At 63.8% G+C, this 22203-nt stretch carries 18 protein-coding genes; 10 read left to right on the top strand and 8 right to left on the bottom strand.

Annotated features, from left to right (window positions below; genetic code table 11):
* Nucleotides 1-9: 9 nt before the first annotated feature.
* Nucleotides 10-300: a hypothetical protein gene (locus tag MFF34_RS11590; RefSeq protein ID WP_099429221.1), complete on the top strand. Its 291-nt coding sequence runs from the start codon at nt 10-12 to the stop codon at nt 298-300.
* A gap of 140 nt (nt 301-440) precedes the next feature.
* Here the strand turns inward: MFF34_RS11590 and MFF34_RS11585 are convergent, their stop codons facing one another.
* The 4 genes from MFF34_RS11585 to MFF34_RS11570 form a co-directional block, all read right to left on the bottom strand.
* Entirely contained in the window at nt 441-1868 is a 1428-nt protein-coding gene (locus MFF34_RS11585; RefSeq protein WP_238213732.1) for a sigma-54 dependent transcriptional regulator, read from the bottom strand.
* On the bottom strand, nt 1837-3330 hold the full coding sequence (locus tag MFF34_RS11580) for a sensor histidine kinase (RefSeq protein ID WP_238213730.1): 1494 nt from the start codon (nt 3328-3330) through the stop codon (nt 1837-1839). Before MFF34_RS11580 ends, MFF34_RS11585 begins: the two co-directional genes overlap by 32 nt.
* A 285-nt stretch (nt 3331-3615) precedes the next feature.
* Nucleotides 3616-5076 carry a sensor histidine kinase gene (locus MFF34_RS11575; protein WP_238213721.1) on the bottom strand — a complete coding sequence of 487 codons (1461 nt, stop codon included), beginning with the start codon at nt 5074-5076 and terminating at the stop codon, nt 3616-3618.
* A gap of 119 nt (nt 5077-5195) precedes the next feature.
* A complete protein-coding gene (locus MFF34_RS11570) occupies nt 5196-5789 on the bottom strand; it encodes a transglycosylase SLT domain-containing protein (RefSeq protein WP_027593405.1) in 594 nt (197 codons plus the stop codon).
* Between the two features lie 185 nt (nt 5790-5974).
* Here MFF34_RS11570 and gspG point away from each other — a divergent pair, with 185 nt between their 5' ends.
* Together gspG and MFF34_RS11560 are read left to right on the top strand one after the other, a co-directional pair.
* Nucleotides 5975-6400, top strand: coding sequence for a type II secretion system major pseudopilin GspG (gene gspG, locus MFF34_RS11565; protein WP_027593406.1), 426 nt, complete (start codon nt 5975-5977; stop codon nt 6398-6400).
* Nucleotides 6401-6411: 11 nt separating this feature from the next.
* A complete protein-coding gene (locus MFF34_RS11560; protein ID WP_186678194.1) occupies nt 6412-7602 on the top strand; it encodes a type II secretion system F family protein in 1191 nt (396 codons plus the stop codon).
* On the opposite strand, the gene MFF34_RS11555 is transcribed toward MFF34_RS11560, so the two are convergent.
* A complete protein-coding gene (locus MFF34_RS11555) occupies nt 7596-8903 on the bottom strand; it encodes an LLM class flavin-dependent oxidoreductase (RefSeq protein ID WP_238213719.1) in 1308 nt (435 codons plus the stop codon). The genes MFF34_RS11560 and MFF34_RS11555 overlap by 7 nt on opposite strands.
* A 138-nt stretch (nt 8904-9041) precedes the next feature.
* A complete protein-coding gene (locus tag MFF34_RS11550; protein WP_238213716.1) occupies nt 9042-9983 on the bottom strand; it encodes an ABC transporter substrate-binding protein in 942 nt (313 codons plus the stop codon).
* A gap of 306 nt (nt 9984-10289) precedes the next feature.
* On the opposite strand from MFF34_RS11550, the gene MFF34_RS11545 reads away from it, so the two are divergent.
* Entirely contained in the window at nt 10290-10898 is a 609-nt protein-coding gene (locus tag MFF34_RS11545; RefSeq protein ID WP_085272930.1) for a cysteine dioxygenase, read from the top strand.
* Complete coding sequence (locus MFF34_RS11540; RefSeq protein WP_238213714.1) at nt 10895-12481, top strand: rhodanese-related sulfurtransferase; 1587 nt, start codon at nt 10895-10897, stop codon at nt 12479-12481. Before MFF34_RS11545 ends, MFF34_RS11540 begins: the two co-directional genes overlap by 4 nt.
* A 15-nt stretch (nt 12482-12496) precedes the next feature.
* Here MFF34_RS11540 and MFF34_RS11535 read toward each other — a convergent pair whose 3' ends face one another.
* Nucleotides 12497-13180 carry a lipopolysaccharide assembly protein LapB gene (locus tag MFF34_RS11535; RefSeq protein WP_238213712.1) on the bottom strand — a complete coding sequence of 228 codons (684 nt, stop codon included), beginning with the start codon at nt 13178-13180 and terminating at the stop codon, nt 12497-12499.
* 255 nt (nt 13181-13435) lie between these two features.
* On the opposite strand from MFF34_RS11535, the gene MFF34_RS28090 reads away from it, so the two are divergent.
* The gene (locus MFF34_RS28090; RefSeq protein WP_283236621.1) at nt 13436-13570 is read left to right on the top strand and encodes a hypothetical protein; all 135 of its coding nucleotides are present in this window, start codon (nt 13436-13438) and stop codon (nt 13568-13570) included.
* 38 nt (nt 13571-13608) lie between these two features.
* On the opposite strand, the gene MFF34_RS11530 is transcribed toward MFF34_RS28090, so the two are convergent.
* The gene (locus MFF34_RS11530; RefSeq protein WP_238214419.1) at nt 13609-14736 is read right to left on the bottom strand and encodes an MFS transporter; all 1128 of its coding nucleotides are present in this window, start codon (nt 14734-14736) and stop codon (nt 13609-13611) included.
* Nucleotides 14737-15066: 330 nt separating this feature from the next.
* Here MFF34_RS11530 and mexE point away from each other — a divergent pair, with 330 nt between their 5' ends.
* The 4 genes from mexE to MFF34_RS11510 all read left to right on the top strand — a co-directional run bounded on the left by mexE (nt 15067) and on the right by MFF34_RS11510 (nt 22158).
* Nucleotides 15067-16308, top strand: a complete 1242-nt coding sequence (mexE, locus tag MFF34_RS11525) for a multidrug efflux RND transporter periplasmic adaptor subunit MexE (protein WP_238213710.1) — start codon at nt 15067-15069, stop codon at nt 16306-16308.
* A 12-nt stretch (nt 16309-16320) separates the two neighbouring features.
* Nucleotides 16321-19500, top strand: a complete 3180-nt coding sequence (locus tag MFF34_RS11520; RefSeq protein WP_238213708.1) for an efflux RND transporter permease subunit — start codon at nt 16321-16323, stop codon at nt 19498-19500.
* Nucleotides 19497-20912 (top strand): efflux transporter outer membrane subunit, encoded by a 1416-nt coding sequence (locus MFF34_RS11515; RefSeq protein WP_027593417.1) that lies wholly within the window; start codon nt 19497-19499, stop codon nt 20910-20912. The genes MFF34_RS11520 and MFF34_RS11515 overlap by 4 nt, the downstream gene beginning before the upstream one ends.
* A gap of 190 nt (nt 20913-21102) precedes the next feature.
* Nucleotides 21103-22158 (top strand): tetratricopeptide repeat protein, encoded by a 1056-nt coding sequence (locus tag MFF34_RS11510; RefSeq protein WP_099429211.1) that lies wholly within the window; start codon nt 21103-21105, stop codon nt 22156-22158.
* The last annotated feature ends 45 nt before the right edge of the window (nt 22159-22203 follow it).

The following is a 22203-nucleotide window of genomic DNA, read 5'->3' as shown; positions in this document are numbered from 1 at the left end:
AGCCTGCCCATGATCCGCCCCTTCCTGCTTGCAGCCGTACTGGTTTCACCGCTGGCCCTGGCGGTCGGCACTGGGCCCACCTACCCCGACGACCCGCACAACCCAGCGCCGACACCGGGTGTAGACAGCACGCTCAACCCCATTGAAAAGCCGATGCCACGCGACACCGACCCGCGGATCGAGGGCAATGATCCCGAGAGCCCGCCAGCCACCCAGAATGATGGGCGGGATTTGCCAGGGATGGATGGCAGTGGCTCGGAAGGCACTGGGCGCCAAGGCACGAGCACGGGCAACCCTTGAGCCCCTGTAGGAGCAGCCTTGTGCTGCGAAGAGGCCGGCAACTACACAGTGAATCTTCGCTGCTAGTACCGGCCTCTTCGCAGCACAAGGCTGCTCCTACACAAATCGTACCCAGATCGCGCATGGCCGAAGCCGTGAAGTCACCAATGCCGCTTGTCTGGCCTGGTCAACCCCAGCTTTTCGATCCGGTAACGCAGCATATCCCGCGACAGCCCCAGCATCCGCGCCGACTTGGTCACATTCCAGTCAGTTCGGTCCAAGGTCTTGCACACCAAATCCCGCTCCATGTCCGGCAGGCTGGTACCCGGTTCTGGCTCATGCCGTGGCATCTCGAATACGGCGGGTGCCTGTTGCTGTATCAACGGCTCGTCGATCAGCGTCATGCACAGGTTCAACTGATGCGATTGCACCACCTCATTGGGTGCCAGCAATACCGTCTGCTCCAGCATGTTGCGCAGTTCGCGCACGTTGCCAGGCCAACTGTAGCCCAGCATCAGGGCCTCTGCCTCGGCGGAAAAACGCAAATTCGGCTTGCCATAGCGCCGCCCGTGGTGCGCTAAAAAATGCCTGGCCAACAGCAGGATATCCTGCCCCCGGGCATACAGCCGCGGTACCTTCAAGGCGATGATGCGTAGCCGGAAGAACAGGTCGCGGCGGAACTTGCCTTGCTGCACCATCTGTTCGAGGTTGCAGTTGGTAGCGCTGATCACCCGCAAGTCGACCTTGCGCTCCTTCACCGCGCCAATGCGGCGGATGCTGCGATCCTCCAGCAGTTTGAGCAGCTTGGCCTGCAGCACAAGGTCCATCTCGCCGATTTCATCGAGGAACAGCGTGCCGCCATCTGCGGCCTCGACCAGGCCTACGCGACGCTCCTTGGCATCGGTGAACGCGCCTTTTTCATGGCCAAACAACTCCGCCTCCAGCAAGTTGGCCGGGATCGATGCGCAGTTGAATTCGATGAATGGGCCCTTGCTGCGCGAGCCATCAAAATGCAGGGCCCGGGCCACCAGTTCCTTGCCAGTGCCGGTCTCGCCCTCGACCAACACCGGCGGCAGGTCGTCGCTGGCCATGCGCCGCTCTGCATCCAGCACCTGGCGCAGGGTGTGCTTGAGGCTGTGCATCACCGGCGATTCGCCAATCAGTGCCTGCAGCCCGGACTTCTGCGCCTCGCGCTCCTGGTAGAACGACAAGGTGCGTTCCATCCGTTCAGCCGCCAGGGCCTTGTCCAGGGTCAGTTTAAGCTCGGCCAGCACCACCGGCTTGGTCAGGTAATGAAAGGCGCCCTCCTTCATCGCCTGTACCGCGTCTTCGACATTGCCATAGCCCGTCATCATGATGACCTTCAGCGCCGGCGCCTGCGACACCAGCACACGCAGCAGGTCATGCCCACTCATACCTGGCAACGAGTTGTCGGTCAGCACCGCATCGGGCTGGGCCTGCTTGATCTGCTCCAGCGCAAGCTCCGCGCTGTGGCAGACCGTCACCTCGTAACCCTTGAGGCTCAGGTAGGTGCGAATGTTGTCAGCAAGGATTTCATCATCCTCGACTACCAGGATGCTGTGTTCCATGGTCCCCTCCCGCTGCGATATTGAAAGTAAGGCTTACGCGGGTTCCTTCCTCTTCGCGGCTGCTCAGGCTGACCGAGCCGCCAAAACGCTCCATGATGCGTTGCACCAGGGCCAGACCAACACCGAGGCCGCCCTGCTTGGTGGTGAAGAACGGCTTGAACACCATCCGTTCCTGCTGTTGGCTCATGCCCTTGCCGGTATCGCTGAGCAGCAGCACGGCGCGCTGGCCGTCCTGCACGCTCACTTCTGCGCGCAGCACACCGCCTGCCGGCATAGCTTCAAGGGCATTGGAAAACAAGCTGTTGAGGATCTGCGTCAGCTGCAGCGGCTGGCTGGCCACACACTGTACGTCAGGGCCCTCGTAGCAGAACTGCACGCCGTTGCGCGCCATCTGCTGAGCGAAGGCCAGGTGGGTGTCCTCGATGGATGCGACCAGGTCCACGGCCTCGGGCTCGTCACTGGTCGGGCGCAACGACACCAGCAAGTCGCGCACCCAACGTGACATGCGGTCGACCTGGCTGATGATGTCGGTGATGTTCTTTTGTGCGGTGGGGTTGGCGATCTCCTGGGCCAGTTCGGCGCTGGAGCGGATGTTGGCCAACGGGTTGCGCAGGCTGTGGGCCACCGCAGAGGACATTTCGCCCAGTGCCACGTAGGTTTCACTGGCTACCAGGCGGTCTTGCTGCTGGTTGAGCATCAGCGCCGCCCGGCGCACGATCCAGAACAGGCCAAAGTAAATCAGCGCGCCACCCACCAGGGTCGAGGCCCAGATCAGTACATAACCGCGCTGGATACGCCGGATCAGGTCCTGCGGCTCCTTGTAGATTTCCACCATCGACAGCACCTGCTCGCCTTGGCTGTCGAACAGCGGGATGTAGTTCTCGATGAACAGGTACTTGGGTTCGCGCAGAAACTTCTGTTCTTCACGGTCGTCCTCGGCCTGGTGGTAGCTGGCAGACACCGCTTTGCGCGAACGGAACGCGCGCTCCAGGTCGCCATCCTCCTCGATCCGCTCGCCAATCAACTGAGGGTTGGTGGACCAGACAATGGTCCGGTCGCGGGCGTAGACGTTGGCCAACAGGGTATCGGGCAGGTGTTCGACGTGGTCGAGGAATTCGACACGGGTCGATTCGGCCAACGCCGGGGTGAACTGCAGGTGCTGCAGGTCCAGGCGCGGATCGAGCAGTTCGCCCATGGTGGTGCCCGGCGGCAGTTGCGAATGGCGGACCTCGGCCTGGGCCATGGCCTGGATGAATTGGGCGGTGAGCATGGCATCGCGCTCCACACTGTCGCGCACCACGAAGCGCGTCGACACATAGCCCAAGCCACCGGCCACCGAGGCGATGATCAACAGGCTGATGATCGAAAACCAACGCAACAGGTTGAACTCGCGCAATGGCGCCGCAAAACCACTGGTGGCCGCAGACGCTTTGTCGGGCACTTCGTTTTCCAGCATCTGCATTGAGGGGTTCCCGCGCTGGGCGTCCGTTCTGAAGCGCACCCTTGCCACGATTAGTAGCAATTTAATGGCACTTCACCCAGGCCGCCAAGGCGACCCGTTGTTGCCATGCTCACGTTGCAAAAAATCAGCCAGCCGACGAAAGAAAAGACATATTCATATTTTTCAGTCACTTGAAAGAACTTATTAAACCCAGGTCAAGCTTCAGTCCCCACTTTTGGGTAACAATTACCCAAAAAAGAGCTATTTGTTATAAATCATGTAGTTACGAGCATAACCTAAAGCCCACTAAGAACATTTCGCCAACCTGAAATTCAGCGAAACCCGGGTGCCATGCCCTAGGCTGCTACTCAACCTCACCGCACCACCAAAGCGCTCCATGATGCGTTTGACCAAAACCAAGCCAACGCCCAGCCCGCCCTGCTTGGTGGTGAAGAACGGCCTGAAGGCCATGCGCTGCTGTTGCTCGGTCATACCCTTGCCGCTATCGGACAGGCGCAGCGTCAGGCCGCACCGGTCGTGGCGCACCACCTCGACACGCAACTTACCGCCCTGCTCCATCGACTCCAATGCGTTGGCAATCAAACTGCTGAAAATCTGCCGCAGTAACGCCGGGTGCCCCAACACCTGAACCGCCGGTAACGGTTGCAGGTCGAGGGTGACGCCACTGCGCGCCAGCGGCACGGCAAAGGTCTGCAGGCTTTCCTGCAGCGCCTGCGGCAGGTCCACCGCCACCGCTTCGTCATTGAGCGGGCGCAGTGACTGCAACAGCTGGCGGATCCACTGCGACATGCGGTCGACTTGGCTGATGATGTCGTTGATGTTCCTTTGCGCCGGGCCCTCGTCGAACGCCTGTGCAAGCTCGGCACTGGAGCGGATGCTCGCCAGCGGGTTGCGCAAGCTGTGTGCCACCGCCGAAGACACCTCGCCCAGGGCCACGTAGGTTTCATTGTTGATCAGCCGTTTCTGTTGCACCGCCAGCAGCTTGGCCGCCCGGCGCATGATGCCGTACAGGCCGATATACACCAGCCCGGCGCCGACGGTGATCGCCAGCCAGATGAGGATCAGGCCATGTTCGATGCGCACGATCAGGTCATGCGGTTCCTTGTAGATCTCCACCATGGCCGTGACGTGCTCGCCATCGGCGTCGAACAACGGAATGTAGTTTTCGATGAACAGCTGCTCAGGCGGGGTCACGAACTTTTGCTCTTCGCGTGCCCGCTCGAAGTCGTGGTAGCTGGCCGAGACCCGCATCTTGTACTCGAAGGCGCGGTCCAGGTCGTCGTCGCCTTCGATCAACTTGCCGATCAGCGCCGGGTTGGTCGACCAGATCACCGTGCGGTCGGGCGCATAGATATTGGCCAGCAGCATGTCCGGCAGGTGGGCGATATGGTCGAGGAACTCGCCCCTAGCCTTGCGCCGGGCATCGGGGTCGACATCCGGCAGCGCCGTGCGATCGGTACGCGGGTCCAGCAATTCGCCCATGGTGCGCACATTGGGAATCGACACATGGCGCACTTCAGCATCAGCGATAGAGGTGATGAACTGAGCGGACAACAGCGCATCGCGCTCGACGCTTTCATCGATGATGAAACGGCTGGAGATCAGCCCCAACCCGACCGCCACCGAGAGAATGATGGCCAGGCTGACCCAGGCATACCAGCGCAGCAGGTTGAACGGCTTGCGTGGGGCTGTCGCCTCGGTACCGGCAGGCACTCCAAGGGCGTCGGAACGGGGGGCGATGTCCATGGCGGACTCCACAGCTGGGCACCTTTGAAGGTTATAGCCCAGAGTTGGGGGAACCATGGTTCTAAATTGATGTCATCCGCCGAAGGGTGGCCGCCGCGCTGCTCGGCCACGTCGCGCGCCTACAGCGGCGAGTCGTCCGCCAGCCCTTGCAGCTTGCGGTAATCGCGCAGCACGTTGGGCACGTAGCGGCGGGTTTCGGCGTACGGCGGCACTGCGCCCCGGCGCAACACCGCGTCGGGGCCGGCGTTATAGGCGGCCACGGCCAGGGTGATGTCATTGTCGAACAGGGTCAGCATGCGTTTCAGGTAGCGGGCCCCACCCTGCACATTGTCCTCAGGGTCCAAGGCGTTTTCCACGCCCATCTCCCGCGCGGTATCGGGCATCAGCTGCATCAGCCCCACCGCGCCCGCCGGCGAGCGAGCCTTGGGGTTGTAGCCGGACTCTGCCTTGATCAGCGCATGCAGCAGTGCTTGCGGCACGTTGTGGGCCAACGCTGCAGCGGCCACCAGCTCGGCATAGGGCCGCCCGGTGATCATTTGCGCACCGGCAGCACCCGCCTGGGCCAGCGGTTCGCTGATCACCCGCTGATACTGGCGCCCGGGCCGATGGACGTTGGTCAGTACGTAGCCGCCCTTGGCATCGATGGAGATGTACACATCGGCCTGGGCGGCACCCGCCGCCAGCCAGATCAAACCCAGGATAAGTCCACGCATGTCGGTCGCCTCTTCGTCGTGGCCCCCGATGTGGGGGAAATGCCCCGGAAAACCCGAGGTTGCAGACCACGACGCAAGCACTGTGCCGCTTCCTGCACCGCATGGCGCAAGGCCCCGAGGCAGACGTGCACGGCTGTTGCATGGTGCCTGCCACAGCATGTTCCTACGCAGTGGAGGGCATCACCATGCAGCGCAGATCCAACCCCCAACGTGGCTTCACCCTGCTCGAACTCCTCGTGGTGCTGGTTGTGCTCGGCCTGCTGGCCGGCATCGTCGCGCCCAAGTACTTCAGCCAACTTGGCCGCTCGGAGGTCAAGGTGGCGCGGGCGCAGATCGAGGGTTTGAGCAAAGCCCTGGACCTCTATCGCCTGGAAGTCGGGCATTACCCCAACAGTGAACAAGGCTTGCAGGCACTGGTCATCGCCCCTAGCGGCGAGGCCCGCTGGACCGGCCCGTACCTGCAGAAGGCCGTGCCGCAAGACCCGTGGGGCCGCGCCTACATCTACCGGCAACCCGGTGAGAACGGCGGCGAGTACGACCTGCTGTCGATGGGCAAGGACGGCCAGCCCGGTGGCGACGGTGAGAACGCCGAAATCACCAGCTGGCAATAAGGAGCTCGGCCATGCGCTACAGCCTCAAGGCCCTGGGCAGACAGGGCGTGGTGCAATTGCAGATCGACGCCGAAGATGCCGACCAGGCGCGCCGCCAGGTCGAGGACCAAGGCTTGCGGGTGGTCAGCGTGAAGGGCCAGGGCAGCGCCTTGCGCGGCATGGCCTGGCGCCGCGAGGCGAGCTTTGACCTGGTGTTGTTCAGCCAGGAGCTGTCGACCCTGCTCAACGCTGGCTTGCCATTGATCGATGCCCTCGAAAGCCTGGCGGAAAAAGCCCCCGCTGCGGCCTCGCGCAAGGTGCTCGGCGAACTGGTACGCCAGCTGTACGAGGGGCACTCGCTGTCTCAGGCGCTGGGCCGCCAGCCCAGGATATTCCCGGCCCTGTACGTGGCGCTGGTGCAGTCCAGCGAGCGCACCGGCGCCCTCGGCGACGCCCTCGGCCGCTATATCGCCTACCGGCAACGCTTGGACCTGGTGCGGCAGAAACTGGTGGGGGCGTCGGTTTACCCACTGCTGTTGTTGCTGGTCGGTGGTGGCGTGGTACTGTTTTTGCTCGGCTACGTGGTGCCGCGCTTCAGCCAGGTGTTCGAAGGCATGGGTACCGAGCTGCCGTGGCTGTCACGCCTGCTGATGCAGATCGGGTTGTTCTTGCATGCCCAGCAACTGCCGCTGGCGCTGGGCAGCGTGGCGGGCATCACCGCCCTGGTGCTGCTGCGCCGCCACCCGCTGGTGCGGCGCTGGGCAGCGCGCCAGCTCAGGCGTATGCCAGCGCTGCACCAGCGGCTGATGATGTACGAACTGGCGCGCTTCTACCGCTCGCTGGGCATCCTCCTGCAAGGCGGTATTCCTATCCTCACAGCCATGGGCATGGCCCGCGGGCTGCTGGGTAGCGCCGCCGCGCAGGGCCTTGAACAGGCCAGCCAGCGCGTGGCCGAGGGGTTGCCGCTGTCCGACGCGCTGGAAGTTGGGCAACTGGTGACGCCGGTGTCGCTGCGGCTGCTGCGCGCCGGTGAGCAGTCGGGCAACCTTGGCGAAATGCTTGAGCGTTGCGCCGACTTTCACGACCAGGAGATTGGCCGCTGGGTGGAGTGGTTCGTGAAGCTGTTCGAGCCGCTGCTGATGACGTTCATTGGCCTGTTGATCGGCTTTATCGTGATCCTGATGTACATGCCGATCTTCGAACTGGCCTCGAGCATTCACTGAAGGCTCAGGCCGAGGCTTTCGCGCAATGTCGTGCCTTCATACGCGGTGCGGTAGACGCCACGTGCCTGCAGCAATGGCACCACTTCTTCGGTGAAACGGCGGAACTGGCCTGGATGGCCAATGTAGATATTGAAGCCATCCAGCGCCCGCGCCTCGAACCACTCGGTCATTTTTGCCGCCACCGTTTCGGCGGAGCCGACGAATGCCCCCGGGCGTAGCTGGCGGCCGAACTCCACCGCCTGGCGCAAGCTGAAGCCCTGCGCCCGCGCCTGGTCGGCAATGCGCTTGGCATTGGTGAAGAAGCTGCTACGGGCATGCTCCAGGCTCTCCTGAGGGAATGGCGCATCAAGGTCGTACTGGGTGAAATCGTGCCACCCGAAATTGCGCCCGAACTCCTTGAGTGCCAGTTCGAAGCTGTGGTCCTGCTGGTGGTAGTGGCGCTCGATCTCACGGGCGTGAGCATCGGTGTCGCCCACATAGATTTCTGCACCTGGCAGTACCAGCAACTGCTCCGGGTCTCGCCCCAGGCGCGCTGCACGTTCCTTGACGTCACGATAGAAGGCCTGGCCCTGCTCGATGCTGGCCGCGTGGGTGAAGATCACATCGGCGGTGGCGGCGCCCAGGTCGCGGCCCTGCTGCGAGTCGCCAGCTTGGAAGATTACCGGTTGGCCCTGGGGCGAACGCTGGATGTTCAAGGGCCCCACCACCGAGAAGTGTTCGCCCTTGTGGTTGAGCGCATGCAGCTTCGAGGGGTCGAGGAACTGGCCCGTGGCGCGATCGCGCGGGAAGGCGCCGTTCTCATAGGAATGCCACAAGCCCTGCACCACCTGCACGTGTTCCTCGGCGCGGGCGTAGCGGGTGTCGTAGTCGTAATGCTCGTCACGGCCATAGTTACCAGCGGTGCCGGCATCGCCGCTGGTCACCACGTTCCAGCCGGCGCGGCCTTTGCTGATCAGATCCAGCGAGGCCAGGCGACGGGCGACGTTATAGGGCTCGTTGTAGGAGGTGGTCAGGGTACCGACCAGGCCGATATGCCGGGTGGTGACGGCCAGGGCCGAGAGCAGGGTCAGCGGCTCCAGGCGGTTGAGGTAATGCGAGGGTGAGCCGGGGGTGATGTATTGGCTGTCGACGATGAATATCAAGTCGAATAGCGCAGCCTCGGCCTGGCGGGCGATGTCGATGTACCAGTCGATGTTGATACTGGCATCGGCCGGCAGCTCGGGGTCGAGCCAGAGGTTATGGCGGCCAGGGCCGCCGCAGCCCATGGTCAGGGCGCCGAGTTTGATTTTGCGGGTGGTCATGGGGAGTCCTCTGAAGTGATGGGGCAGTACCGGCCTCTTCGCGGGCAAGCCCGCTCCCACAGGGACCGCGCCGATTCTGAAGGTGGCACTTTTCCTGTGGGAGCGGGCTTGCCCGCGAAGAGGCCGGCACAGCCAAACTCAATGGTCGTTGGCCAGCGCCGCTGCAAACGAGGTGTCGAACAGGCTCGCTGCCGGGTAGGCCTTGATCAGCCCAAGCCCGGCAAAGAAGTCCACTGTGTTCTGCGCATCGACAATCACCTGGGGGTTGAGTGGCGCCACGTCGGTGCGCGCGCGGGCGAACCAGGCCCGGGCAATGTCACGGTCGGCGCGGGTGCGCTTGGCCCAGGCGTCGGCATAGGCCTCGGTGTTGTCTGGATTGTTCAAGGTCCAATCACGGGCCTTCTTCAAACGCTGCAGAAAATCAGTGATCTGCGCACGCTTGGCGTCGACGGCCTTGGCGTTGGCCACCACAAAGCTCTGGGCCGGAATCAAGCCTTCGGCTGTGGCCAGCACCCTGGCGCCTTGGCGCTCCTGTTGGGTGACATAGGGCTCCCAGGTCGCGATCACGTCCACCGAACCGCCATCCAGGGCGTGCGAGGCATCCAGCGCGCTGAGGTAGCGCAGCTCCAAGGCATCGCGGGGCACGCCGGCCTTGTCCAGGGCGCTGAACAACAGTTGCTGGCTCCAGGAGCCTTTCCACAGGGCCGCGCGTTTGCCGCGCAGGTCTTCAAGGCTGTGAATGTTTGAGTCCTTGCGCGCCAGGATGGCGACCCCGTCGAGGTTCTGCCGGCTCACCGCAATCACCTTGATCGGTGCCCCCAAGGCACCGAGGAACAGCGGCGGCGCATCGCCCAGCAGGCCAATGTCGAGGCTGCCGACATTCAAGGCTTCAGCCACCGGGGAGCCTGCGGTGAACTGCTTCCATTCCAGGGTATAGGGCACGTCATCGAGCACGCCGGCGGCTTCCATCACCGCACGGGCATTGAAGCTTTGGTCGCCGACCACCAGGGTCTGCGCAGCGGCGGCCAGGCTCAGTGAGGTGGCCAGCACACCGGCGGCCAGTTGCTTGAGGTATCGCACGTTCGTCTCCAGGGCCAATAAAGGCGCAACTAGGTAGTCGATCCGCCCGTGCGGTCTCGCTTTGATAAATAACAGTGGTATGCGCTTTGAATCTAACCAGCGCCTTTCTTATAAGTTATAGATGTATAAAGCCTGTGGGAAATTCGTTCTAGGCATAACCTAATGCCTTCGACGGTGGCCTATTTCAAAACAGATAGGCGAGTCTGTAAATGCATATTTTGCATATTAGCTTATGATTAATTTTACCTTGGTGAATATTCAGCGAGTTTGCTAGGGTTAACCGAAACCGTCAGCCGAGCCTGAACCATGAGCCAACCCCTGCGCCTGGAGCGCCTGCGACACTTCATCGGTGCGCTTTCGGAGCTGCTCGACCGAGCACCCGACGAAGCCACCCTCCTCGACCAAGGCCAAGGCCTGTTGCGCAGCCTGGTCGCCCATGACGACTGGTTACCCGAAGCCCTCGCCCAACCGGACCCAAGCCGCTACCAGCAATACCTGCTGCATTGCGACTCGCGCCAACGCTTCTCTGTCGTCAGCTTCGTCTGGGGGCCAGGGCAGCAGACACCGATTCACGATCACCGAGTCTGGGGGCTGATCGGCATGCTGCGCGGCGCTGAATATTCGCAGGGTTTCGCCCGCAGCGAGCACGGTGCGTTGCTGCCGGCCGGTGCGCCGGTGCGGATCGACCCTGGCCATGTCGAAGCGGTTTCGCCGCGTATCGGCGACATTCACCAGGTCAGCAACGCCTTCGACGACCAGGTGTCGATCAGCATCCACGTCTACGGCGCCAATATCGGCGCGGTCAGCCGGGCGGTGTACCTGGCCGACGGCACTGAAAAACCCTTCATCTCCGGCTACTCCAATACCCTCCTGCCCAACATCTGGGACCTGTCCAAAGAGAATCCAGCCCCATGAGTACTGTCGCCACCCGTTCCTTCCATGACATTCGCCGGGCCTTGCTGGCCCATGAAGAGCTGGCGTTGATCGATGTTCGCGAGGAAGACCCGTTCGCCCAGGAACACCCGCTGTTTGCCGCCAACATCCCGCTGTCGAAGCTGGAGCTGGAAGTCTTCGCCCGGGTGCCGCGGCGTGACACCGCCATCACCCTGTATGACGACGGTGAAGGGCTGGCAGCGCTGGCTGCCGCGCGCCTGTCAGCGTTGGGCTACAGCGATGTGGCACTGCTCGAGGGCGGCCTGGCTGGCTGGCGCGCGGCTGGCGGCGAGTTGTTCCGTGACGTCAACGTGCCAAGCAAGGCCTTTGGCGAACTGGTCGAAAGCGAGCGGCACACGCCGTCGCTGGCGGCCGAGCAGGTGCAGGCATTGCTCGATGCCAAGGCCGATGTGGTGGTGCTCGACGCCCGTCGTTTCGACGAGTACCAGACCATGAGCATCCCCGGCGGCATCAGTGTGCCGGGGGCCGAACTGGTATTGCGCGTGGCCGAGCTTGCGCCGGACCCCGCCACCCAGGTAATCGTCAACTGCGCGGGGCGTACCCGCAGCATCATCGGCACCCAATCACTGGTCAACGCCGGCATCCCCAACCCGGTGGCGGCACTGCGCAATGGCACCATCGGCTGGACGCTTGCCGGCCAGCAACTGGCTCACGGCCAGCAACGCAGCTTTGCCCCCGTTAGCGACACAACCCGCGCCAGCGCCGCCGGCCGTGCCCGCGCCGTGGCCGACCGTGCCGCAGTCGCGCGGCTGACTCGCGAAGGCCTGGCGGCCTGGCAGGCAGAGCCCCACCGCACCACCTACCTGTTCGATGTGCGTAGCCCTGAAGAGTTTGCCCAGGGCCACCTGCCGGCCAGCCGCTCGGTCCCCGGCGGGCAACTGGTGCAAGAGACCGACCATGTCGCCAGCGTGCGCGGCGCCCGCGTCGTGCTGGTGGATGACGACGGTGTGCGGGCCAACATGAGTGCCTCGTGGCTGGCCCAGATGGGTTGGCAGGTCGCCGTGCTGGACGGCCTGTCGACAGCGGATTTCAGCGAGCTCGGCGATTGGCAGGCGCCATTGCCGGAACAGCCCCAGGTGAACGAGATCGACGTCGACCAGTTGCACACCTGGCTGCAAGCGCCAGGCACGGTGCTGCTGGACTTCACCACCAGCGCCAACTACGTCAAACGCCACATCCCGGGTGCCCATTGGGCGATCCGAGCGCAGTTGCCGCAGGTGCTGGAGCAACTGCCGGTTGCCGAACGCTACGTGCTCACCTGCGGCAGCAGCTTGCTGGCGCGCTTTGCGGCGGTCGACTTGCAGGCCCTGACACACACACCGGTGTATGTGCTGGAGGGCGGTACTGCGCGCTGGATTGCCGCAGGCAAACCGCTAGAGAGTGGGGAAACCCACCTGGCAGTGGCGCGCAGCGACCGTTATCGCCGGCCGTATGAAGGCACCGACAACCCGCGTGAAGCCATGCAAGGGTATCTGGACTGGGAGTTCGGCCTGATCGCCCAACTGGAGCGCGACGGTACGCATGGGTTTCATGTTGTCCGTTAACGTGCGCCCCGGTCATCAGTGACGCAGTAGGTAGGCACCCGCAGGAACATGCTTTTGCAGCTTCTTGCATTTGCCCGGCGGGGGTTGGTGCCCAGGTGGGCGATCGGGGTACCAGATTCGGCATTTGCCTGGCGGCGGCCCGTGGCCCCGCGGTACCTCGAAAGCAGCATCGTCCATGAGGTATTCAGCCATGCCCACTCGCTGCTGACCGGCAACGCCCTGGCGTTGCTGGGCAGCAGCCAGGGAGACTGATCGCGCAGGCTCCGGGCTGGCCTCTGCGGGTATTACTTGAACGGCCGACGCCTTTACAGCACCCGGCGGCGTACCCGAAATCCGGGCTTGGTTCGCCGCCTCGATCAATTGCAGATTGCGATTGCGCAAGGCCACGTTGCGTCCAACCCGCAGGTTGGAGCGCGCCGCTAACACTTCAGCCTGTTCGTATTGCCCCTGCTGCAGGCGCAGCACACCTAGGTAGTGCAACGTGGCGGGGTTGTTCGGCTGGATTTGCAGCGCCCGCTCCAGCGAGGCGGCAGCCTGGTCCAGTTTGCCTTCTGCGTACTGCCTGGAGGCTGTTTCGATCAGCAGGGTCGAGGCCGTGTTACTGCTTGCAGGCGCCGTGCGCTCACCGGCGGTGATGAAATCGCACGCGGTGATACTGAACAACAGGGTTAAGGCCGACAGCATACGCTTGCTTGGCATGAGGAACGCACTCGACGGGTCCAGGTGGGCCTGGTTCGAAAGAAGACGCTATCGACCTGAACATGTCATCGAAGTTCCCGATCAACCGCTCAGATACGCGGCAGGCCATTGCTTCACCGCCCACTAGCCGCTAGAGTCCGCCCTAAGGCGTTCGCTGCGCCTGCGGTCCGCGCGAAGGGGTGCCCAAGCCACGCTTCATCTCATTTTCATTCCAGCTCCCGGCTTGTCGGCGGACCGAGCCCCAAAGGAGTTGGCATGCCCGCCATCCATGCTTCCCGTCATCACGGCCTGCTCGATCTGACCGACCTGCGCAAACGCGCCAAACGCTTGCTGAAAGCTGTAAACAACGGCGAAGCCGGGGCGTTCAACCTTGGCGCGCAGCAGGTCTAGCAGCGTCAAATGCTGCTGGCGCTTGATCTCAAAGGGACTCAACTCTTAGCGCCAGCACGTACCCGCCGCATCACAATGCCCACCAGCACCACATTGACCAGTGCCAGCAGACACAAGGTCACCAATACCCCCATCGAGCCAAAGTGCTCAAACAGATATCCACCCAGCAGCGGCGTCAAGGCCTGGCCGATCAGCGAAGGCCGCGACATGCGCCCCATCAGCAGCACATACTGCGCGGGCGGCATCATTGCCAGCGGTAATAGCCCGCGCACGATCGCTCGCAAGCCGTTACCGCAGCCGAATACCAGCAGGCCCACGGCCGTGGCCGCCGGCACCAGCGTCACCAGCAGCAAGCCCACCAGCACCAGGCTTACCCAGGCCAGCGCCGTCCAGATCGGGTGGCGCTTGCCCGCCAGAATCTGCAGCACCCGCGAGGCCACCTGGCTGGGGCCGAGCATCGCCGCCAGGCCGATCGCCACCGGCAGCGAATGCCCAAGGCCCTGGAGCACGGCGACCAACTGCACGGCAATCGCCGTCATGATGATCGCGCCAATGGCGAACATGCAGGTCAACAGCAGGTAGAGCTGGCGATCTACCCCGACTGCAGCGCTGTTCTGCTGCGCCTTGCGCACCTCGACCTGCCCGCCTGGCGGCAATACACGCCAATACAAAGGGGCTACCACCAGTAGCAGCACAACCGCATAACACACGCAAGTCATGCGCCAGCCCAGGTGCTCGATGGCCAAGGCTACGGTCGGCCACGACAGGGTCGAGGCAAAGCCGGCAATCAGGGTGATGCCAGTGATCGCTTTGCCAGCGCCTTCGCCATACAGGCCGCCCAGGGTCGAGAACAAGGCCTCGTAAAGCCCCATGGCCATGCCCACACCGATCACCGCCCAGGCCAGCAGGAACACCACCAGGCTGTGGCTGGCAGCCATGATCAGCAGGCCCACTGCAACCACCGCACCACTGGCCGCCATTTGCGGGCGGCCGCCGTAGCGGGCGACCAGGCGGCTGGACAACGGGGCGCACAGCGCCGAGACCATCAGGCTCAGCGACAACGCGCCGTACACCCACTGGCTGGGCCAGCCAGTGTCACGGCTGATCGGGTCGGCCATCACGGCCATGAGGAAGAACGAACCGCCCCAGACCAGGATTTGCAGGATGCCCAGGCAGACGATGCCGAGGGGCCTGGGGAATTGGGGGGTGCTTTTCACTACGAGGCCTTGAGTCACATACGAGGGTGTCTGCACCGGCCCTTTCGCGGGACAAGCCCGCTCCCACAGGAAATGCGCCACCTTCAGAATTGACGCGGTTGCTGTGGGAGCGGGCTTGCCCCGCGAAAGGGCCGGCACAGGCACCCTACCATGCCCACCATCGATGAAATATCCCGACATATCATTCAGCGTGATAATAACCTTCGCCCCGTTCGATTCGTGCCTCACGCGCAAGACACTCACACTCCGCCCACTACTAATACATTGGCGGAGTTCTCCATGGAACAATCACTCAAACCCTTGCGCTTTCCACTCGCTGCCTTGGCAGTCGTAGTGCTCAGCGCTTGCGGTCGAACCCCCGACGCCGTGCAGGCGCCCGCCGCGCCCAAGGTCAGCGTGGCCAAGGTGATCGAGCAGCCGATCAACGAATGGGACGAGTTCACCGGCCGCCTCGAAGCCCCGGAAACCGTCGAAGTGCGGCCACGGGTCTCGGGCCAGATCGACCTGGTTGGTTTCACCGAGGGCGCGCAGGTCAAGAAAGGCGACCTGCTGTTCCAGATCGACCCACGCCCGTTCCAGGCAGAGGTCCGCCGCCTCGAAGCCCAACTGCAGCAAGCCAAGGCCACGTCCATCCGCAGCGCCAACGAAGCCCGCCGCGGCGAGCGCCTGCGTGATAGCAACGCCATCTCCGCCGAACTTGCCGAGTCGCGCAGCAGCGCCGCCGCCGAAGCCCGCGCCGGGGTCGATGCGATCCAGGCCCAACTCGACCTGGCCCGCCTGAACCTGAGCTTCACCCGCGTGACCGCGCCCATCAGCGGCCGGGTCAGCCGTGCCCAGTTCACTGCCGGCAACATCGTCACCGCCGATGTCACCCCGCTGACCAGCGTGGTCTCCACCGACAAGGTCTACGCCTATTTCGACGCCGACGAGCGCGTGTACCTCAAGTACACCCAGCTGGCGCGTGAAGGCCAGCGCGGCCAGGCCACCCCGGTGTACCTCGGCCTGACCAACGAAACCGGCAACCCGCACCTGGGCCAGATGAACTTCGTCGACAACCAGGTCAACCCGCGCACCGGCACCATCCGTGGCCGCGCCGTGTTCGACAACCGCGACGGCCAGTTCACCCCTGGCCTGTATGCCCGCCTGAAGTTGGTCGGCAGCGCCCAGTACGACGCCGTGCTGATCAACGACGAAGCCGTCGGCACCGACCTTGGCAAGAAGTTCGTGCTGGTGATGGACAAGGACAACAAAGCCGCCTACCGCGCGGTAGAGCTGGGGCCGAAGCTAGAAGGGCTGCGCATCGTGCGCAGCGGCCTGGCCAAGGACGACCGCATCGTGGTCAGGGGCCTGCAGCGTGTGCGCCCAGGCTCCGCGGTAACCCCGGAAGACACCCCGATGGCCAGCGAGCAGACCCTCGCCGCCCTCGCCCAACAGCGCCAGGCCCTAGAGGCCAGCAACCCGGCGCCGAAGGTAGCGGGCGCCACTGTAAAAGTCGCCAGCGCCCAAGCGCCACGCGGTTAAGGGACCACACCGATGAACTTCTCGAAATTCTTCATCACCCGGCCGATCTTCGCGGCGGTACTGTCGCTGGTACTGCTGATCGCAGGGTCGATCTCGCTGTTCCAGTTGCCGATCAGCGAATACCCCGAGGTGGTGCCACCTACAGTAGTGGTGCGTGCCAACTTCCCGGGCGCCAACCCTAAGGTGATCGGTGAAACGGTCGCCGCGCCGCTGGAGCAGGCCATCACCGGCGTGGAGAACATGCTGTACATGTCTTCCCAGTCCACCGCCGATGGCAAGCTGACACTGACCATCACCTTCGCCCTGGGCACTGACCTGGACAACGCGCAGGTGCAGGTCCAGAACCGTGTCACCCGTACCCAGCCCAAGCTGCCGGAGGAAGTGACGCGCATTGGTATCACCGTCGACAAGGCCTCGCCCGACCTGACCATGGTCGTACACCTGACGTCGCCGGATAACCGCTACGACATGCTCTACCTGTCCAACTACGCCATCCTCAACATCAAGGACGAGCTGGCGCGCCTGGGTGGCGTGGGTGATGTGCAGCTGTTCGGCATGGGCGACTACTCGCTGCGTGTGTGGCTCGACCCGAACAAGACTGCTTCGCGCAACCTGACCGCCAGCGACGTCGTTGCGGCCATCCGTGAGCAGAACCGCCAGGTTGCGGCCGGCCAGTTGGGCGCCCCGCCCGCCCCCGGCTCCACCAGCTTCCAGCTGTCGATCAACACCCAAGGCCGCTTGGTCAATGAGGAAGAGTTCGAGAACATCATCATCCGTGCCGGTGCCGATGGCGAAATCACCCGCCTGAAAGACATCGCCAGGGTTGAACTGGGCTCCAGCCAGTATGCCCTGCGCTCCCTGCTGAACAACCAGCCGGCGGTGGCGATCCCGATCTTCCAGCGCCCAGGCTCCAACGCCATCGACATCTCCGACGAAGTGCGGGCGAAAATGGCCGAGCTGAAGAAGGACTTCCCTGAGGGGATGGACTACAGCATCGTCTATGACCCGACCGTGTTCGTCCGTGGTTCGATCGAAGCGGTAGTGCACACGCTGTTCGAAGCGCTGATCCTGGTCGTCCTGGTCGTGATCCTGTTCCTGCAGACCTGGCGCGCCTCGATCATTCCGCTGCTGGCCGTGCCGGTGTCGCTGATCGGTACCTTTGCCGTGATGCACCTGTTCGGCTTCTCGCTCAACGCCTTGTCGCTGTTCGGGCTGGTATTGGCCATCGGTATCGTGGTGGACGACGCCATCGTCGTGGTGGAGAACGTCGAGCGTAATATCGGGCTTGGCCTGAAACCGCTGGAAGCCACACAAAAGGCCATGAGCGAAGTGACCGGGCCGATCATCGCCACCGCCTTGGTGCTGTGCGCCGTGTTCGTGCCTGCGGCGTTCATTTCCGGGCTTACCGGCCAGTTCTACAAGCAATTTGCCCTGACCATCGCCATCTCGACCGTGATCTCGGCATTCAACTCGCTGACCTTGTCGCCAGCCTTGGCGGCTGTGCTGCTCAAAGACCACCACGCGCCCAAGGACCGTTTCTCGCGGTTGCTGGAAAAGCTGCTGGGCAGCTGGCTGTTCTCGCCGTTCAACCGGTTCTTCGACCGTGCCAGCCACAGCTATGTTGGCGGCGTGCGCCGGGTCATCCGCTCCAGCGGCATCGCCCTGTTCGTCTACGCCGGCCTGATGGGCCTGACCTACCTGGGCTTCTCGTCCACCCCGACCGGTTTCGTACCGGCCCAGGACAAGCAGTACCTGGTCGCCTTCGCCCAGCTGCCGGACGCCGCCAGCCTCGACCGCACCGAGGCGGTGATCAAGCGCATGAGCGAAATCGCCCTGAAGCAACCGGGTGTTGCCGACTCGGTGGCCTTCCCAGGCCTGTCGATCAACGGTTTCACCAACAGCCCGAACAGCGGCATCGTGTTCACCCCGCTCAAGCCATTCGACGAGCGTAAAGACCCGAGCCAGTCGGCAGCCGCCATCGCCGCCGCGCTGAATGCCCAGTTCGCCGACATCCAAGACGCCTACATCGCGATCTTCCCGCCTCCGCCGGTTCAAGGCCTGGGCACCATCGGCGGCTTCCGCCTGCAGATCGAGGACCGCGGCAACCTGGGCTACGAAGCGCTGTACAAAGAAACCCAGAACATCATCGCCAAGAGCCACAACGTGCCGGAGCTGGCTGGCCTGTTCACCAGCTACCAGGTCAACGTGCCTCAGGTCGATGCAGCCATCGACCGCGAAAAGGCCAAGACCCACGGCGTGGCGATCAATGACATCTTCGACACCCTGCAGGTCTACCTGGGCTCGCTGTACACCAACGACTTCAACCGCTTTGGCCGTACCTACCAGGTCAACGTTCAGGCAGAACAACAGTTCCGTCTCGACGCCGAGCAGATTGGCCAGTTGAAGGTGCGCAACAACCTGGGCGAGATGATCCCGCTGGCGACCTTCCTCAAGGTCAGCGACACCTCCGGGCCTGACCGCGTCATGCACTACAACGGCTTCATCACTGCCGAGATCAACGGCGCAGCGGCACCGGGCTACAGCTCTGGCCAGGCCGAGGCAGCCATTGAAAAACTGCTCAAGGAAGAGCTGCCCAACGGCATGACCTTCGAGTGGACCGACCTGACCTACCAGCAGATCCTCTCGGGCAACACCGCGCTGTTCGTCTTCCCGCTCTGCGTGCTGCTGGCCTTCCTGGTGCTGGCCGCCCAGTACGAAAGCTGGAGCCTGCCGCTGGCGGTGATCCTGATCGTGCCGATGACCCTGCTGTCGGCCATTACCGGGGTGATCATCTCGGGTGGCGACAACAACATCTTCACCCAGATCGGCTTGATCGTACTGGTGGGCCTGGCGTGCAAGAACGCGATCCTGATCGTCGAGTTCGCCAAGGATGAACAGGCCAAGGGCCTCGACCCGCTGGCTGCGGTACTGGAAGCCTGCCGCCTGCGCCTGCGGCCGATCCTGATGACCTCGATCGCCTTCATCATGGGCGTGGTACCGCTGGTGTTCTCCTCCGGTGCCGGCTCGGAAATGCGCCACGCCATGGGTGTCGCGGTGTTCTCGGGGATGATCGGCGTCACTGTATTCGGGCTGTTCCTGACGCCTGTGTTCTTCTTCCTGATCCGCCGTTTCGTCGAACGCCGCCAAGCCCGCAAGGCCGAACGCGTTCAATCGCTGGAGAGCCACGCATGAATATGCTCAAGCCCCTGACCCCGAGCCTGTTGGCCTTGGCCCTGGCAGCCTGTGCGGTGGGCCCGGACTACAAGACGCCGACCACCGAGCCTGCCCATTTTGACACTGAAATGCAGGCCAAGGCCTACGACCGCAGCCGCTTCGAAAGCATCTGGTGGAAGCAGTTCGACGACCCGGTGCTGAACCAACTGGTGCAGGCCTCGCTCGACGGCAACCGCGACCTTCGAGTGGCCTTTGCCCGGCTGAAGTCGGCCCGTGCGATCCGTGAGGACGCCTCGAACGACCAGTTGCCGGTGGTCACCAGCCGTGCCAGCAGCGAAATCGGCAAAGGCCAGGTCCCCGGCCAGACTGAGCAGCGGGTTAACAGCGAACGCTACGACCTGGGCCTGGACATGGCCTGGGAGCTTGACCTGTTCGGCCGTATCCAGCGCCAGATCGAAGCCAGCGAAGCCCAGGAAGCCGCTGCCGCAGCCGACTTGCAGCAGTTGCAGGTCAGCCTGATCGCCGAACTGGTCGACGCCTACGGCCAACTGCGTGGCGCGCAATTGCGCGAGAACATCGCCCTGGCCAACCTCAAGACCCAGCAAGAATCGCGCAGCATCACCGAAACCCTGCGCGATGCCGGGGTCGGCAACGAACTCGACGTGGTCCGGGCCGATGCGCGCCTGGCCGGCGTCGAGGCCACCGTGCCGCAGCTGCAGGCCGAACAGGCGCGCGCCCGCCATCGGATCGCCACCCTGCTTGGCCAACGCCCGGATGCACTGAGCGTCGACCTGTCGCCCAAGGCCCTGCCGGCGATCGCCAAAGCGCTACCGGTGGGCGACCCTGGCGAGTTGCTGCGGCGCCGCCCGGATATCCGCAGTGCCGAACGCCAGCTGGCGGCCGCCACGGCCAACGTCGGTGTCGCCACCGCTGACCTGTTCCCGCGGGTCAGCCTCAGTGGCTTCCTCGGCTTTACCGCCGCACGCGGCTCGCAGATCGGGTCCTCGGCAGCCAATGCCTGGGGCCTCGGCCCGAGCATCACCTGGGCAGCCTTCGACCTGGGCAGCGTACGCGCCCGCCTGCGCGGTGCCAAGGCAGACGCCGAAGGCGCCCTGGCCAACTATGAGCAGCAGGTGCTGCTGGCCCTGGAAGAGTCGGCCAATGCCTTCAGCGATTACGACAAAACGCAGCAGCGCCTGCTGTCGCTGATGCGCCAGAGTGACGCCAGCCGTAAGGCTGCGGAGCTGGCGTCGATCCGTTATCGCGAAGGTACGGTGGACTACCTGGTGTTGCTCGACGCTGAACGTGAACGCCTCAGCGCTGAAGATGCCCAAGCCCAAGGTGAGGTCGAGCTGTACCGCGGTATCGTCTCGATCTACAAAGCCTTGGGCGGTGGCTGGCAACCTGAAACGGTGGCCAGCACGCGCTGATTTCACCCGCTTTATCGACTCCTTTGGTTGGATCCTCCCCCAACCGTTTGCCCCGCTGGCCTCGGCCTGCGGGGCTTTTTTTGGTGCCTTGCACGGGCTGTGACGGCCGTGGCACCGCCAAGCCTTCAGCGGTTGCATTTGCCCCCTCGCTGCCCCAAGCTCTGCCCTTCCTGCCGCCACGGACCGTCCGATGCCCAGACGCAACCGCTACCTGATCGCCTTGCTGCTGCTGATTCTGGTGTCGGCCATGATCAGCTACCTGCCGCGAGACGACCAGCCGGCCCCGCCTACGCTGCCCGCGCACAGCTACGCCAAGGCCTTGCGCCAGGCCCATGAAGGCTTGCCGGGGGCGGCGCGGGTGCTGTACCAGCAGTTGCAACGTAACGACCTGGCCCCCATCCGCCGTGCGGCCCTGTATGCCGAGCTGCCCAACTACCCCTCCCCACAGGCGCTGAAACTCGCGCGCCTGGACCTGGAGCATGCCGACCCGCTGGTACGCCGAGCCGCCATCGCCGGTATCCGCCGCCTGCTCCCCGCCGCGCAACGCAGCCTGGTGCTGGGCCCGTTGCTGGATGATGCGGATCAAAGTGTCCGTTTCGCTGCCGTGGACGCCCTGCTGGGCCTAGACCCGGACGCCATAGGCCTGTACTTCGGCCCCTTGCAGGCCGCCCTTGAGCAGTATCAGCAGGCGCTGGAGCTGCAGCCCGAAGACGCCGACGCGCAGGTGCACCTGGCGCGCCTGTACTTGCACGAAAACGACTACACCCAGGCTGCTACGGCCTTGCAACGCGCCCTTCAGGTTGCACCAGGCAATCTGGACGCGCTGGCAACCCAAGTACGCCTGCTGGAGCGCCAAGGCCATCACGACGCCTCCCGCCAAGTGCTGGCCAAGGCTTTGCTGCTGAGCCCCGACTCCGCCTTTCTGCAATATGAGCTCGGGCTCTGGCTCAATCGCCACGAACAGCGTGAGTACGCCCTGCTGGCCTTATCGCGTGCGGTGGAGCTGGACCCGGACAACGCCGACTACCGCTACTCGCTGGCAATGACCTTGCATGAACTCGACCAGGTCGACGCTGCGCAAAAGCAGCTGGAAACCGTGCTCAATCGGCAGCCGGCCAATCGCCGGGCCCGGCTGTTGCTGATCCAGTACTGGAAAGAGACCGGTCAACTGCAGAACGTCCAGGTGCTACTGGCCGAACTAGAGCGCCAGAACCCGGACGATCCGGTGCTGCAACAGGGCCTGTAGGCCCCGCCCCTAATTCGTTGAACCCTAAGCGGCAGCCTGTGGTCC

It is taken from the genome of Pseudomonas sp. PAGU 2196, assembly GCF_022179005.1.
GTDB lineage: Bacteria > Pseudomonadota > Gammaproteobacteria > Pseudomonadales > Pseudomonadaceae > Aquipseudomonas > Aquipseudomonas kermanshahensis.
This window is presented reverse-complemented; position numbering and strand designations above follow the sequence as displayed.